General features: G+C 55.5%; 12 protein-coding genes and 2 pseudogenes. 8 read left to right on the forward strand and 6 right to left on the reverse strand.

What is annotated here, in order from left to right:
* Positions 1-125: 125 nt before the first annotated feature.
* A pseudogene (locus ACR0IK_RS14925) lies at positions 126-296 on the reverse strand (IS30 family transposase); the annotation flags it as partial.
* Positions 297-356: 60 nt separating this feature from the next.
* On the opposite strand from ACR0IK_RS14925, the pseudogene ACR0IK_RS14930 reads away from it, so the two are divergent.
* Positions 357-825, forward strand: a pseudogene (locus ACR0IK_RS14930) (tyrosine-type recombinase/integrase); the annotation flags it as partial.
* A gap of 221 nt (positions 826-1,046) precedes the next feature.
* Here ACR0IK_RS14930 and ACR0IK_RS14935 read toward each other — a convergent pair.
* Together ACR0IK_RS14935 and ACR0IK_RS14940 are read right to left on the reverse strand one after the other, a co-directional pair.
* Positions 1,047-1,496 carry a phosphate-starvation-inducible PsiE family protein gene (locus tag ACR0IK_RS14935; RefSeq protein WP_480642048.1) on the reverse strand — a complete coding sequence of 150 codons (450 nt, stop codon included), beginning with the start codon at positions 1,494-1,496 and terminating at the stop codon, positions 1,047-1,049.
* Positions 1,497-1,682: 186 nt separating this feature from the next.
* Positions 1,683-2,153: a DUF2799 domain-containing protein gene (locus ACR0IK_RS14940; protein ID WP_480597236.1), complete on the reverse strand. Its 471-nt coding sequence runs from the start codon at positions 2,151-2,153 to the stop codon at positions 1,683-1,685.
* 91 nt (positions 2,154-2,244) lie between these two features.
* On the opposite strand from ACR0IK_RS14940, the gene ACR0IK_RS14945 reads away from it, so the two are divergent.
* Positions 2,245-2,769, forward strand: a complete 525-nt coding sequence (locus ACR0IK_RS14945; protein ID WP_480597234.1) for a DUF805 domain-containing protein — start codon at positions 2,245-2,247, stop codon at positions 2,767-2,769.
* A gap of 767 nt (positions 2,770-3,536) precedes the next feature.
* Positions 3,537-5,486, forward strand: coding sequence for an adenylate/guanylate cyclase domain-containing protein (locus ACR0IK_RS14950; RefSeq protein ID WP_480642049.1), 1,950 nt, complete (start codon positions 3,537-3,539; stop codon positions 5,484-5,486).
* A 424-nt stretch (positions 5,487-5,910) separates the two neighbouring features.
* Here ACR0IK_RS14950 and ACR0IK_RS14955 read toward each other — a convergent pair whose 3' ends face one another.
* Both ACR0IK_RS14955 and ACR0IK_RS14960 read right to left on the reverse strand, forming a co-directional pair.
* Positions 5,911-7,278 (reverse strand): sensor histidine kinase, encoded by a 1,368-nt coding sequence (locus ACR0IK_RS14955; RefSeq protein ID WP_480642050.1) that lies wholly within the window; start codon positions 7,276-7,278, stop codon positions 5,911-5,913.
* Positions 7,275-7,943, reverse strand: coding sequence for a response regulator transcription factor (locus tag ACR0IK_RS14960; protein WP_480594377.1), 669 nt, complete (start codon positions 7,941-7,943; stop codon positions 7,275-7,277). Before ACR0IK_RS14960 ends, ACR0IK_RS14955 begins: the two co-directional genes overlap by 4 nt.
* Positions 7,944-8,082: 139 nt before the next feature.
* On the opposite strand from ACR0IK_RS14960, the gene ACR0IK_RS14965 reads away from it, so the two are divergent.
* From ACR0IK_RS14965 to ACR0IK_RS14985, 5 genes are all read left to right on the forward strand, one after another.
* Entirely contained in the window at positions 8,083-9,171 is a 1,089-nt protein-coding gene (locus ACR0IK_RS14965; protein WP_480642051.1) for a tricarboxylate transporter, read from the forward strand.
* 78 nt (positions 9,172-9,249) lie between these two features.
* Positions 9,250-11,280: a tripartite tricarboxylate transporter permease gene (locus ACR0IK_RS14970; RefSeq protein WP_480642052.1), complete on the forward strand. Its 2,031-nt coding sequence runs from the start codon at positions 9,250-9,252 to the stop codon at positions 11,278-11,280.
* A 10-nt stretch (positions 11,281-11,290) separates the two neighbouring features.
* A complete protein-coding gene (locus tag ACR0IK_RS14975) occupies positions 11,291-12,379 on the forward strand; it encodes a 4-oxalomesaconate tautomerase (RefSeq protein ID WP_480642053.1) in 1,089 nt (362 codons plus the stop codon).
* A gap of 50 nt (positions 12,380-12,429) precedes the next feature.
* A complete protein-coding gene (locus ACR0IK_RS14980; protein ID WP_480594373.1) occupies positions 12,430-12,666 on the forward strand; it encodes a hypothetical protein in 237 nt (78 codons plus the stop codon).
* Complete coding sequence (locus ACR0IK_RS14985) at positions 12,663-13,643, forward strand: D-2-hydroxyacid dehydrogenase family protein (RefSeq protein ID WP_480642054.1); 981 nt, start codon at positions 12,663-12,665, stop codon at positions 13,641-13,643. Before ACR0IK_RS14980 ends, ACR0IK_RS14985 begins: the two co-directional genes overlap by 4 nt.
* Here ACR0IK_RS14985 and ACR0IK_RS14990 read toward each other — a convergent pair.
* Positions 13,612-14,631 (reverse strand): AbrB family transcriptional regulator, encoded by a 1,020-nt coding sequence (locus ACR0IK_RS14990; protein ID WP_480642055.1) that lies wholly within the window; start codon positions 14,629-14,631, stop codon positions 13,612-13,614. The genes ACR0IK_RS14985 and ACR0IK_RS14990 overlap by 32 nt on opposite strands.
* Position 14,632 lies beyond the last annotated feature (1 nt).

Raw genomic sequence — 14,632 nt, forward strand, 5'->3', positions numbered from 1 at the left:
CCCTGTTCGGTCTAAGAACCCGGATCGTTTTCTAATGCGGGGTGAAGGCAGTCACTAAGGGGTGTGCCAAAGGGCAACTAAGAGAGATCAACCGGACTTTGCAAAGTCTGCTTTCTGCTGCCGATTCAACCGATGGACGCAACACACTCTTCGAACTTCTCTGCCGGTGAGAAGTAATTCAAGGTTATTCTGGGCCGCTCGTTGAGTTCGCGAGCTACGGCATCGAGATGCTGTTGGGTGTGCACGGAGAGGTCAGTGCCTTTCGGGAAGTACTGGCGCAGAAGCCGAAGCACGTTTGGGCAATCCGGGTGCGGCTTGAATAAGCAGAGAACCATCGTGATCTAGCCCTGTTCAATATGGCAATCGACAGCAAGCTTCGCGGCTGCGACCTAGTGAAGATGAAGGTAATTGACGGCATGGCATCTGGCCAGATCAAGGAACGCGCTTTAGTGCTGCAAAGCAATACGCAGAAGCCAGTCCGGTTTGAGATATCGGATGGCAGCCGTGCTTCCGTCGATAATTGAATGGAAGATGAACTGATGGTCGGATCAGAGTATCTTTGGCCAGGCCGTTTTCATGAGCGCCCACACATATCGACACGCCAGTACGCGCGGATTGTTCGGGACTGGTCACGTTGATCGGACCGGAAGCCAGTGCATACGGCACACATTCGATGCGACGCACGAAAGTCACACAGATCTACAAGAAGGCTGGCAACCTTCGCGCCGTTCGAATTCTTTTAGGGCACACAAACATGGACAGCACGGTCAGGTATCTTGGTGTCGAACTTGAGGATGCCTTGCCATTGCTGAAGCCATTGAAATCCAACACCTCTGGGCCGCCTACACGGACGGCCCTTTGCTGCTATCCGTAACGGTCAGCTTCCTCGAAGCGGGTGTTGATAACTGGCGCCGTATTTCGAGGGTGCCGACGACGGCCCTGTAGGTCAAAACGAACCTTTTGGGTTGCATCTACTGCTGACGCAGCACACGTCCGCTTGCACTTCGGGGCAGTAACCTTGCTATGTCATCCGAGCAGTTAACAGTCTATCTATTGGCCAGCCAATATGCGACTCCCAGCGCAAGTGCCAATCCGGCGTATGCCGCGATATGGGCTGCGTCCATTGTCTTGTAGTCGAAGGTTATCACTTTCCGGGCGACGGCCATAAGCCCGGTCGCAAGAACCAGCCTTACGTGTATGACGTTAGAAGTCAGGTAGAGCGCCGCGTTCGTATAGACTTCGATTGCAATAAGGACTGACAACACAGCTCCCAGAACAATGAGCAGGTCTTCCCCATCAATAAGTAGCGTTGGTTTTTCGACAAGATGAAACCCAAAGGTGACAAATGCGTCAAGAATCGTCCATCCAATGACTAAAACCATCAGTATGGACAGGCCGCGCGTCATTTGCCGGACCACAACGTTTGCAACTCTGATCACTGGATCTTCGTGATTAGGATCCAGTTCCACGTGAAGTTCATTGTCGTCGTTGGCCATATCTTGTCCCATAGTTCAATTGATGAATTATCTGGTGCTTTTCAGCGCATATCAGGCCACAATGAGTAAAGTGCTCGATCACTTACCGAGTACTTTCTCGAAGCCTTAAAGCACTGAATAATCGCTTCTTTGCAATTCGAGGTCGCTGATCCGAGTTTTTATCCGTTTCTGTTCCGCTTTTAGTTTTCACCATTCAAACCGCTGTTCTTCGTTCTTTGGTGTTCCCAGGAACAGCAACTTAGTGTCGATGTCATTGGATCGCGTACGGAGATTGCTGATCTCTCGGCCTATGGCGTTGTACTTTAGCCCTTTCGCGTTGGCGCGGTTGATCTCCGTGACTTTGGGGCCAGTGCATACATTGAATAATTCGGTGCTATTGCGTCCGACTGAATATGCATTTTGTGGGGTACAATACTCCTGCAATCCGCGAACGCGATCTGACGACCACGCCGCTTTATCAGGCATGACACCGACCTTTGCGCAGGCTCCATGATGGCGGGAGATAAAGGCTTCAGAGCTTCCGCCTTTACCGTCTGCGAAACCGATGCTTGCCCAGTCCCCGGTCTGGCATTGCTCGGGAGAGACTGAATCTATCGGGCCATACGCAAAAAACCCGATCGCATCGAATAACCCCCAATGTGCTGTGCGAAATGTCATTGCCCCTCTTTAACCAATCCACTGTTTTTGTCATACTATAACATTATAAGGATATTGTCAGGTCAGTTTCGTTAAAACGGGAGCCCAACCCATGAATACGTTCATAAAATCGATTTCGATTTGTCTATCCAAATACGTAACCTTTAGCGGTCGTGCGCGACGTCCGGAGTATTGGTGGTTTTTCTTGTTCGTTGTACTCGGCAGCGTCGTTTTTACTGTGCTGGATAGTGTCTTTTTTGGCAGTGAACAGGAAGGTGGAATAGCCCGTCAGCCATTGTATAGCCTGTTCTCGATTGCAGTATTCTTGCCTTTACTCGCGGCGGGTTGGCGTCGCTTGCATGATACGGGTCGTCCTGGCTGGTACTTGTTACTGCCATTGGCCGTGTCATTGGTAATGACCGGTGGAATGATGGTTGGTATTTTGGCGTTTTCTGCGACTGGGAATGCAAGCAGCGACCCTGAAGAGTTGGGTGCGGCTGTAGCTATCCTGGGACTAGGTGGGGTAGCTTTTGCAGTTCTAGTACAATTGATTCTGGCAATTTTGATGATTTTTTGGCTAAGCCGCCCAACACAGGAAGAAGAAAACCGCTACGGACCAATACCTTCAGGACTGTGAATTGGGCTCTCTACGGACGTCGGTGCAGGTTCGGCATCAGAGCTTGATTTTCTTTTGGCCAGGGAGTGGACGGCCCTTTCCGGCCTCTCAGCACCTTGCTCGGCTGCCGAGGCTGCAGCCCACATTGCTGTAATCCGCCACCGGTGCAAATTCATAGGGCAAAACGGTCTTGCCAAATGCCGTGCTTAGCGTCTTTATGCCGCGCTTCCGCAAATGATTGGTTTCGAAACAGGAGCTATAAAACAGTCGGTCCGACCCGGAACCTTGAGACCCTCATCATGCCCGCGCTTTTTTCATTTCCCGTTCAATTGCTCTCTGGCAGTGCGTTTTGCCGCCGCAGAGGGCTATGGCTTTGCGCTTGCAGTAGACTATTCGCGTATGCAGCGAATGGCAGGTTGATGGCCCGCTCGCCAAACAGGCGCTAAAGCCGCGAAGGTCAATCGTCGATACCTTGCAACAGCTGCATGTGTGTATTCTTGTCTCGGTCTGGGCAATTAACTAAAGCCGAAAACTTGCTCCGGTAATCGCTTCACAAGCAGATCTATTTGTTGAATTTAACAGTTGCGTGAGTTTTCAGCATTAAAGCGAAGTAAGCTTTGCTCTTCGAACTGTCTCAACTCAATACTAAAGCACATGTCGCTACTTGCGGAGCTTTAGTGCGAATTAGCGTAGGCATCGCTGTATCAATACTAGTTGCTATATCCATCGGCGTGTCGACGGTTATAGTCCACTCCCTTTGGTGGAAAACAGCGCGCGACAATAGCCGCATGCTCGCAGCCGAGATTAACAGTCAAATTGCAAACACCGTTCGTATAGAGGTGGGCGTAACGCTCAGGTCGGCCGAAGCCGCCTGGGCGGCCGTACGCACGATATTTGTCCAGAACGTTATCGCGACGCGACAAGCCGACAAGAGAGAGTTCGTGTTTTTATCACAATTGCAGGCGCAACCGAATATTTCATGGGTTTTCTTCGGTTGGCCCGATGGGAACTTTTTCGCGTCACATCGTTTAGGTGACGGCGGGCTTGAGATGATTGAAATCGACAAGGATATCCGTGAACGGATGTTGCGGAAGGACCGTTATATCTTCATTCCAGGAGACATCCAGTTCGAAGAGCGAACCTTTACCGAAACATCCTACGATCCACGCGAACATGCGTGGTTTGAAAACTTTATGGGCCTTGAGTCCGCGGGATGGATAGAAGCGCGCGACCTCCCGGAGAGTAACAAAACTGTCTACACATTTGCTGGTCCGATAGACGTCAACCGAAAGCGGCAAGGCGTTCTGGCCGTGGCGATCGAAACGGATCGACTTTCGCGTTTTCTGGCGACTCTTACGCCCGGTGAATTCGGCGCAGCGTTTGTTCTGGATGCCGATGGTAAAGTGATCGCTGTACCCGATGCGGAAGCAGATGAGGTCACACCCGCACGCATGGGTGAGGGTGAGCTTTATGAGGTCGCAAAGATCGCCGGTGAAAAGCTGTTGGGTGACCCCACAGCGAACGCCTCCGGTTCGTTGACTAAGCGTGTTGTCATCGAAGGTGTGCCCTACGCGGTTGCTCTGACGCCATTGGGGTTCTACGGCTGGCGCGTTGCCACCGTCATCCCTGAAGCTGCCTTTCTTTCGGATATCGACAAGACGCTGATAAACCTGATCTATATTCTGATCGGTGTGGTTGTTGTTGCCACCGGATTGGCTATTTGGTTGGTTCGCACAGTCGTCGCAAACCCGTTAGCATATATCGCCGAAGACCTGAGCAAAATCGAACGCTTTGATGTCGAACGCATTGCGCGCAGGCCCTCCAATCTCTCTGAGCTTGCAAATCTCTCTGCTGCGACCGCAAGTATGGCTGCAGGTCTATCAGCATTCCGCAAGTATGTACCTACCGACTTGGTGCGCATGCTGGTTGCCGAGGGCATCAAGACTCAGCCAGGCGGAGACATAAAGCAGATTTCCGTGCTATTTTGCGATGTCACGGGTTTCACAGGTCTGTCTGAAAAACTTGGCCCCAAGATCGTCCAAATGATGGAACCCTTCTTCAACGCGTCCTCTGCTGCCATCACTCGTAATGGGGGAACTATCGACAAATTCATGGGCGATGCTGTGATGGCCTTCTGGGGCGCGCCGCGCAAGGATACCAACCATGCCGAAAACGCCTGTCGCGCGGCACTGGACCTTGTCGCTGCTGTAGAGGAGGCCGGAATTGAAGACGACGCTGGCAACCCCCTGCGCGTCAGGATTGGGCTGAATAGTGGCGAGGCTCTGGTCGGCAACATAGGGTCAGAGCAGCGTTTGAATTACACTGCAATTGGCGATGTGGTGAACGTTGCCAGCCGATTAGAGGGAGCCAACAAGGATTACGACACACTGATCCTGATTGGCCCAGAAACCCGGCGCCAAGCGGCTGATAAGATCATGGTGCGCGAACTGGACACGTTAACAGTATTTGGGCGCACAAAGGAGTTGGTGGTCTACGAACTAATCGCGATGGCGGATGAGATTGACGGATCGCTTGCGTGGATTGAACCCTACGAACAAGGCCTTGCACACTATCGAGCAGGGCAGTTTGAAAAAGCTGTTGCTGCCTTTAAGGCCGCTGATCAAGAACGAAACGGAGATCCCGCTTCGGTGGTCATGATGTCCCGCGCCCAAGTTTTGTTGGAGCATCCACCGCCGGAAGATTGGAATGCAGTTACGAACAGCAATAAGAAGCGGTAGTTTGCGGGGCTCGCAGACGCTTATTTCCTGTTGAAGATTGGAACAGAGAGAGTTTTTGCAGAGACAAACAATTGCAAGGTATGATTTGTTGCGCAATGCTGCCGTTCGATGTGCTGGGTGCTGCAACCGCAGTGAACGACAGCTGTGTGGCCTCGTCACACTCGCTCCAAAGTTGCACCCGCAGCGAACGGCAGGTTCGACGGGCTGCATTGCAGCATCTTTTGGCATGGCTAAATGTCCGGTTAGGGCCGGTGAATAATCAGAAGCCTTTTTCAGCACTGATATGAAACGCAATACATTTAAAGTTTTGGCAGAGCCCCGAGTTGCTGCTGCGAATTGCACAACAGAGCGACGATTCGCTGCAACTGCAAAGAACGCACTTTGATCGTGAAGGGTTTCGCGCTTCTAGTAAACTCGAAACGATTTACAGGACTATTGGAAGCTCGAGTGTAATGCTCGCTCCTTTTTCGACCTGGTTGATTGCGACCACTCCTCCATGTCGCTTCGCGACCGCTGAGACAATTGACAATCCCAAACCGCTGCCTTCGGAATACTCCAGCTGCGAAAACCGACTGAAGGCGGCTTCGCTTTGGTCGGGTGAAAGACCTGTTCCGTCATCAGCTACAGTTAGTTTTACGTGCCCGTCGTCACAGCGCAAAGCAACTGTAATTCGGCTCAACTTAGCGCCACCGTGCTTAACCGCGTTGTCCAGCAGGTTTTTGATCGCCTCAGTCAAAAAGACCTGATCCCCTGAGACCGTGATTGCCGAGTCCGGCATCGTGACCTCAAAATCGATTCCTTTTGCGAGGATGTGTACGCCCATTTCTGCACAAGCCTCTTCCACGACCAAGCGGAAATCAACCTTGTCCATCTGATCCTGATGTGTAGGTTGCTGCAGTCGCTCCAACGATAGCAGCTGCTCGGCTACCGTGGCCGAATTCTTTGCTGCTGACACAAGCTCAACAATGCGTTTGTCTCTGTCCTCATCCGTTTTTGCATCTCTCAGCGCCTCGGCCATCGACTGGACTGCGGCTGCCGGATTTCGCAGCTGATGCGCGGCTTCTGAGATAAACACTTGATGGGCGTTGATGCTGTGTTCGACCTGTCCAAATAGCCGGTTCAGGGTCTGAACAATACCGTGGACTTCGACTGGCACCGGGCGTTTGATCTTGCTGAGGTCGTCGGGTGAACGCAGGTCAATGGCGTCCTGCAAGTCTAGCAAGGGTCGCAGGCCGCGCGCGACGCCGAACCAGACGACAAAGGCAAGGGTGGCCAGAAGGATGCCCATAAGGATCGCCGCGCGGATCGACAGTTCATTGGCAAACGCGTTGCGATCCGCGATGCGTTGCCATGCCGTGACCGTCGCATCTCCCACCAGGTTATCCAATGTGACCCGTTCGGTCATTTTCAACACGCGCACCGGCTCGTCACGATAAACTGCCTCGAAAAACTGCGGTTGGTAAACATCTTGCTCTGACAGGTTTGCCGAGGCCGGGGGATATGCGTACCCGGTCACGTAGATACCACCGGGTCCGGTCACGTGATAGAAAATTTCTCCACCCGATGCATCGCGGATTAAGCTGCGTGTAGTGGGCGACAAGGCATCGCCTTCCGAAACCGCCACATCTCGGGAAATCGCCAGACCAGCGGATAAAAGACTGTCGTCAAAAAGCTCTTGCGCTGTTTGCTGGGCCACCGTGTAGCGCCAATATCCAAGAAGGATTGCGAGCAACACCAAAGGCGTCAGGATCAGAATGAACAGCCTAAGCCTGAGCGAACCATGTCTGATCACTTCTGCACCTCAAGCAGGTACCCGAGGCCACGGGCCGTCTTTATCTTTATGCCGTGGTTCAGAAGGCGCTTGCGCAATCGCGATACATGAGGTTCAACGGCAGTGTCATCGACATCCGCACCCACGCCATAGACGTAATCAGTCAGTTGGCTTTTGGGAACAATCCTTCCACGACGCTCCAGCAGGCACTCAAGTACGGCCATCTCCCGGCGCGGCACGTCTAGCATTTGCCCATTTGCGCTGACTTGACGAGCGGTGCGGTCAAATTCCAGGTCTCCGATGATCTCGCGTGCGCCGTAGTCCAGTTGTTTGCGGCGGGACAACGCACGGATGCGGGCCTCAAGTTCATCCATTTCGAAAGGTTTGACCAGGTAATCGTCCGCGCCCATATCCAGACCGGAAACGCGGTCACTGGTCTCGGTGCGCGCGGTCAGCAGAATGACAGGGACGCTGTCGCCCCGCTTGCGCAGCGAACGCAGGATTTCCAGCCCGGACCGGCCCGGCAAGTTGATATCCAGGACGATCAGGTCCGCCCCTTCCTGCACCAGATACAGTTCGGCGGCGTCGCCATCCGTCAGCACATCTGCGGCATGACCACGATCACGCAAGCGGTAGGCAATAGCGTTTGCGAGGGGCTCATTGTCCTCGACGATGACGATCCGCATCAGGTCTCCTGCAAGTTTCGCGCAAGGTTGGCATTCCATGATTGCCAGATGGGAGGGGGAATCAACCCCGCAGTTCTATTTGCGATCACGGTGGCGCGGAGGGCGCTGACGTGGTTGTCTGGTCAACAGGGAGGTACCAATGGCCATTTCCAACTTCACCCGTCGCGCCGTCGTGGGGCTGATCGCCGCCGCCGGTATCGCCGCGCCAGCCGCTGCCGAGGTCGATTTCTCGGGCAAGACTATAGAGTGGGTCATTCCGTTCTCGGAAACGGGCGGGTCCGCCAAATGGGCTAACTTCTTCGCACCGCTTCTGTCCGAGGCGCTGCCGGGTCAGCCGACTGTTGTGGTTAAATTCATGCCCGGTGCGGGTTCAACGAAAGGCGCAAACTGGTTTCAGGAGCAAAGCCACGATGACGGCACCCTGTTGTTTGGCACATCCGGTTCAACCCAGTTTCCCTATCTGCTGAGCGACCCGCGCGTGCGCTACGAGTATAACGACTGGATTCCGGTCATGGCGTCCGGAACCGGTGGTGTGGCCTATCTGAATGCCGAGGACGGGGCAAAGTTCGACGGGTCCGCCAACGCTCTGAAAGACACCAATTTCATCTACGGCTCGCAAGGCGCGACGCGTCTGGACCTCGTACCGCTGTTGGCGTGGCAGATGCTGGGCATGAATGTCGAGCCTGTGTTTGGCATCAAAGGCCGTGGAGACGGTCGCCTGATGTTTGAGCGTGGTGAAGCCAATATCGACTATCAGACCTCCTCTGGCTATCTGGGCGGTTCGGCACCTCTCGTCGAGGCTGGTCAGGCCGTGCCGATGATGACGTGGGGCGCGCTGGACGCCGATGGCAATATCGTGCGCGATCCGACTTTCCCGGACGTTCCGACTTTCAAAGAGGTCTGCGAAGCAACCGATGGCTGTGAGACCAGTGGTGAGGCATGGGACGCATGGAAAGCCTTCTTTGTTGCCGGTTTCCCGGTACAAAAGCTGGCCTTCTTGCCGGGTGACACACCGCAAGAGGTGGTTGATGCTTATACCGCGGCCTTCCAGGCGGTGACCGAGCGTGGCGACTTTGGGGACATCTCCTCCAAGCGTGTGGGCAAATACCCCGTGTTCGTGGGCGACGGCTCCAAGGCAGCGCTACAAACAGCGACAAACGTTGATGATAACGCCAAGCAATATGTCCTGAACTGGCTGAAAGAGGCCTATGGCGTTGAGCTGAATTAAGCCGACATACCACAGCGCGTGCCCAACGAAGGGCGCGCGCTTTTCTGCACACAAGACAATATATGAAAGGCGGCCGCTATGGAGGTTTTCGCCACCGCTCTTCCTGCGCTTGGTGATGCGTGGGCTCTGATCCTGCAACCCATCGTTCTGGGCTATCTTGTGCTCGGTGTTGTCATGGGGCTGGCCGTGGGCGTCTTTCCCGGACTGGGCGGTATCGCCGGCCTCTCCCTTTTGCTGCCATTCATGTTCGGCATGGACCCGATTCTGGGTCTGGCGCTGATGATCGGAATGGTTGCCGTCGTTCCGACCTCTGACACATTTGCTTCGGTTCTGATGGGGATACCAGGCAGTTCGGCCTCGCAGGCAACTGTGCTTGACGGCTTCCCGATGGCAAAAAAGGGAGAGGCCGCGCGGGCGTTGTCTGCTGCCTTTGCGTCATCTTTATTCGGTGGTCTCGTTGGCGCGACCTTCCTGACTATGTTCATACTGATCGCACGTCCGATCGTGCTGGCCTTTGGACTGCCCGAGATGTTGATGATCACTATTCTCGGCTTGTCGATGGTTGCAATTCTGGCCGGGCGTATTCCCCTGAAAGGTGTGGCTGCTGCCGGGTTGGGCCTGATGGTCGGCACGATTGGCGAGGCCGATGCCGGCGGCTCGCTTCGAATGGCGACTTATGACCTTCCTTACCTGACGGATGGTCTGAAGCTGGTCATCGTGGGTTTAGGCATCTTCGCTGTTCCCGAGATCGTTTCGCTGCTGCGGCAGGACCGGTCGATTGCCAAAGGCGCTTCGTTAGGCGCTGGATGGCTGGATGGCGTCAAAGACTGGTTTGCGAACATCTGGCTATCGGTCCGATGTTCGATAATCGGCGTTATCGTCGGGGTTATTCCCGGCCTCGGAGGTTCTGTCGTCGATTGGATTGCCTATGGTCACTCAGTTCAAACGACCAAGGACAAAAGTAATTTCGGCAAAGGCGAAGTACGCGGGGTCATCGGGCCGGAAAGTTCGAATAACGCCAAGGAAGGCGGCGGTCTGGTGCCAACGCTGCTGTTCGGCATCCCCGGCTCAGGCTCAATGGCGATCTTCATTGGCGCGGTGGCTCTTCTGGGGTCGGGCGATATCGAGGTTGGTCCGAGCATGCTTCAGGACAATCTCGACATCACCTATTCGATCGTCTGGCTGCTGGCGCTTGCCAACGTTGTCGGCACCATCCTGTGCATCGCAGCTTCGGGGGGCATCGCCAAGCTGACCACAATTCGGTTCACTTATTTGGCGCCGTTCCTGTTCATGTTGATCAGTTTTGCGGCCTTCCAATCTGGTCAGAACTTCGAAGACCTCCTGGCCTTGTTCGTGATCGGCCTGATCGGCATCTTCCTGCGCCGCTTCGACTGGTCACGTCCGGCTTTCCTGATCGGCTTTGTTCTGTCGAATCCGGTCGAGAAGTTCACCAACCAGGCATTTCAGATTGCATCGTTCCGCTTCCGCAAGAGCTTTGGTGAAGGCATGGAATATGTCTTCAGCCCCATTGTCATCGTTCTGATCGTGGTCACCGTGGTCTCGGTCATTCTGGGTATCCGTCAGGCCAAGATGATCATGGCTGAGGGTGACGTTCAGGCCGGGACAAAGCGCGCACCGCTGATCTTCCTGCTGGTGATCACGGCCTATCTGATCGTCGCGCTGGTTAACGCCAACATGATCCCCGACTACAACATGACCGACAAAATCATCCCGCTGGTGATCGGCAGCGTCTCATTGTTCTGCTGCGTGATCCTGCTGATCCAGATGATGCGACGGCCCGAGGGCGACGCGATCTTTGCCGACAAGGAAATCGCGGGTGAGGATGCCAGTGCGCCCCATGGCCTGTGGTCAACGCTTGCGTGGTTCGCAGGTCTCATCGCGGCGACATGGGTGGTGGGTTTCATCCTCGCATTGCTGGGCTTCCTGATCGCTTTCTTCCGCATCAGGGCCGGGGCCAGTTGGCGGATGGCGCTGATCCTGACCGCCTGCGGTATCGGATTCATGTGCCTGATGGCGGGTGCTTTGAACAGGGATTTCCCGCCGGGTCTGCTGCAGGACATGGTTAGCCTGCCCTGGCCGTTGAAGTGAGGGACCCAAAATGACTCAAACCGCAATCCCGTACATCTTCATGCGTGGCGGTACTTCGAAGGGTCCGTATTTCCGCCGCTCGGATTTGCCTGAGGATATGGAGACGCTGGCCAAGGTGCTGATCGCAGCCCTTGGTTCCGGACAGTCGCTGAATATCGATGGCATCGGCGGCGGTGCAGCGGTGACCACCAAGGTCGCGATGCTGTCAGTCAGCGAGGATGACTGGGCCGATATTGACTATTTCTTCGCGCAGGTTGCGGTCGAGGAAAAGTTGGTCGATTTCAAACCCACTTGTGGCAACATCCTGTCCGGTGTCGCCCCTGCTGCCATCGAAATGGGACTGTTCGAACCGCAAGGCGATGAGACCGAAATCCGTATCCGGGCGGTCAACACTGGGGCCCGCGTAGTGGCCCGAATCCAGACACCTAATGGAATGCTGACCTACGAGGGTGATACAGGCATTGCCGGAGTGCCTGGCCAGTCTGCGCCGGTGCAACTGAGCTTCATGGGCGTGGTGGGGTCAGCAACCGGTGCTTTCCTGCCCACGGGCAATCTGCGCGACACAGTTCAGGGGATCGAACTGAGCGGCATGGATGTCGCCATGCCAATGGCCATTGCCCGCGCCGCCGACTTCGGTCTGACGGGCTATGAAAGCGCCGAGGAGCTGGACGCCAACCGTGGCTTTTTTGACCGGATGGAATCTGTTCGGATCGAAGCCGGAGTGCGAATGGGAATGGGGGATGTTTCGAAATCGGTGACCCCCAAATTCGGCCTGATTGCGTCTGCCAGAGAAGGCGGAACTCTTGCGGTTCGGTATTTCATGCCGTGGAAGACCCATCCGACAATGGCGGTCACCGGTGCGCAGTGCATGGCGTCCTGCGCTTTGACGCCCGGCACAGTCGCGGACGGATTGGTGGATCGCCCTACGACAAGCCCGGCTGAAGTTGTACTGGAACACGCCTCGGGTAAGATCGACGTGTTGGTGGATTTCGCTAACGAGAAAGGGTTCACCGTGAACTCTGCGGGCCTTGTGCGGACCGCGCGTAAGCTCGCGGACGGGCACGTCTATGTGCCACAATCGGTGTGGAAGGGGAGTTGATCGGGCGATCTGAAAATGGTATACCATGGCATACATTAAAGGGGATCTCGATGGACAACTATTCGGAATGCCTCGATATCGCACGTCAGGAACTCAGGTTGGCCCAAGCGGCCTTGCGGCGCGATATGGCCGAATACCCGACGCCAATTGCCGGGTGCGACGAGCAATTTAACCATTTGCTGGACCAAAGCGAACGCGTCCGAAACGCGCTGGCAGCTCTCGACGCGCAGCATTTTGTGCCGACGCCAAGAAAACTAACCACCGGGCAGGGTATTGAAAGCCGATGAAAATACACATTCTGGATGACTGGTTCGACACGCTGCGTGGCTTGCCGTGTTTTGAGAAACTCACCGGTCATGATGTGACTGTCTGGACGGATCATGTCGAGGATACAGACACTTTGGCCGAGCGTTTGCAAGAGGCCCAGGTGCTGGTGCTGTTCCGCGAACGCACCAAAGTCACCCGCGCCTTGCTGGAAAAGCTACCGAACTTGCGCCTGATCAGCCAGCGCAGCGTCTATCCTCATGTTGATGTACCGGCGTGCACAGATCAGGGTGTTTTGCTGTGTTCGAACATGCATGGCGGCACGCCGTCCTATGCCGCAGCCGAACTCACATGGGCACTGATCATGGCAGGGATGCGCGATTTGCCTGCTCAGATGGTCTCGGTCAAGGCAGGGCACTGGCAGGCCGGCGTGGGCAAGACGTTACGTGGTCGTCAGCTCGGGCTCTATGGTTATGGCCGCATAGCTCGTGCGGTTGCAGGTTATGCCGAAGCTTTCGGAATGAATGTAGTCTGGTGGTCATCTGAAGAAGGCCGGTCACGTGCACGGGAGGATGGTGCACAGATCGCGCCGAGCCGCGAGGCGTTTTTTGCCGATAGTGATGTTGTCTCGGTCCATGTGCGCCTGAAGCCGGACACGCGAGGGATCATCACCGCATCGGATTTTGCGCAGATGCAGCCCGGGGCGATGTTCGTCAATACGTCGCGGGCGGGGCTTCTTGCGCCGGGTGCATTGCTTGGGGCGCTCAACGCCGGTCGCCCCGGTAAAGCCGCAATTGATGTGTTTGATACAGAGCCGCTGACCGACCCGACAGATCCGTTGCTGGCGCATCCCAACCTGATCGCGACGCCGCATATCGGCTTTGTGACGGAGGATGAGTTCGACCTGCAATTTGCCGACATCTTCGATCAGGTGAATGCTTACGTTGAAGGCGCACCGACCCACATGATCAACCCCGAGGTTTGGACCAGCGCAGAATAAGATTTGCGGCGATGGGTGCACCGATGATCACAAGCACGATCCTTGTCAGATGGTGAGTGATCACGAAGCCCAGATCCGCGCCTGAAACGATGGCCAGAACCGTCATTTCGGCCTGCCCGCCGGGCGCGAAGGCCAGGAATGCTTCGACCGGCTTGCCAAGCCCTAAGGTGGTGACAACGGCGGTGAAGGCCGCCGCCAACACGGCCAGAACAACCACGTAGGCGCAACCCGCCGCCACGACCTTGCGCAACTCCACCCAGGTAACACCGACAAACTTCACGCCGATCCCGCAACCAATGAAGAATTGCGCGGCCAGGATTGCCTCGCGCGGGGGACGGGTATGGATGAAATCCCCGACGGACAAAGCAGCAGTCAGGATCATCGGTCCTAATATGGAAGCACCAAACAGGCCAATGCGCTCACCACCCTTCCAGCCGACAAAGGCCGCCAGCACCATCAGGGCCAGTTCATGCAGCGGTAAGTCGCGCGCGGGTTCTCCGATTGGGTTTGTCAGTTCGGCGCCATAAAACACTGTCAGGAACAGCGGGGCCAGTGTCACGATGATCAGCACGCGCGTGCCGTGGATCAGGGACAGAGTGCGCGGATTGGCTCCGGCTTCGGTCCCGAATATGATCATGTCCTGCAAGCCACCGGGCATGGCTGCATAGAATGCGGTTGTCGTATCGAAACCCCAGACCTTGCGGAAGAATGGTACGCCGACCAGCGCGATCAGCAGGATAAAGAACGGGACCAACGCAATCGACGCGGCCATTTTCGGCAATTCGGCAAACAGGGCCGGTGTGATTGATGCGCCTACCGCCACGCCCAGAATAGTACGTGCCGCCACCGAGACCTGCCCGAAGCCCTCCATGGGGGCATGGGACAGAGCTGCAATCAGACAGGCGCTCATGGGGCCGAACAAAAAAGGCAAGGGCAAATTCAGAGCCCAGAATACTCCGGTACCCAGCACTGCTAACGCGAATGTCACG

The sequence above is a fragment of the Ruegeria sp. BF7 genome (genome assembly GCF_056538605.1).

Excerpts from the sequence above, each read along its gene's own strand:
- ACR0IK_RS14975 (WP_480642053.1), top strand. The coding sequence starts at position 11,291 with ATGACTCAAACCGCAATCCCGTACATCTTCATGCGTGGCGGTACTTCG.
- ACR0IK_RS14965 (WP_480642051.1), top strand. The coding sequence starts at position 8,083 with ATGGCCATTTCCAACTTCACCCGTCGCGCCGTCGTGGGGCTGATCGCC.
- ACR0IK_RS14985 (WP_480642054.1), top strand. The coding sequence starts at position 12,663 with ATGAAAATACACATTCTGGATGACTGGTTCGACACGCTGCGTGGCTTG.
- ACR0IK_RS14935 (WP_480642048.1), bottom strand. The coding sequence starts at position 1,496 with ATGGCCAACGACGACAATGAACTTCACGTGGAACTGGATCCTAATCAC.
- ACR0IK_RS14940 (WP_480597236.1), bottom strand. The coding sequence starts at position 2,153 with ATGACATTTCGCACAGCACATTGGGGGTTATTCGATGCGATCGGGTTT.
- ACR0IK_RS14960 (WP_480594377.1), bottom strand. The coding sequence starts at position 7,943 with ATGCGGATCGTCATCGTCGAGGACAATGAGCCCCTCGCAAACGCTATT.
- ACR0IK_RS14970 (WP_480642052.1), top strand. The coding sequence starts at position 9,250 with ATGGAGGTTTTCGCCACCGCTCTTCCTGCGCTTGGTGATGCGTGGGCT.
- ACR0IK_RS14950 (WP_480642049.1), top strand. The coding sequence starts at position 3,537 with ATGCTCGCAGCCGAGATTAACAGTCAAATTGCAAACACCGTTCGTATA.
- ACR0IK_RS14945 (WP_480597234.1), top strand. The coding sequence starts at position 2,245 with ATGAATACGTTCATAAAATCGATTTCGATTTGTCTATCCAAATACGTA.
- ACR0IK_RS14980 (WP_480594373.1), top strand. The coding sequence starts at position 12,430 with ATGGACAACTATTCGGAATGCCTCGATATCGCACGTCAGGAACTCAGG.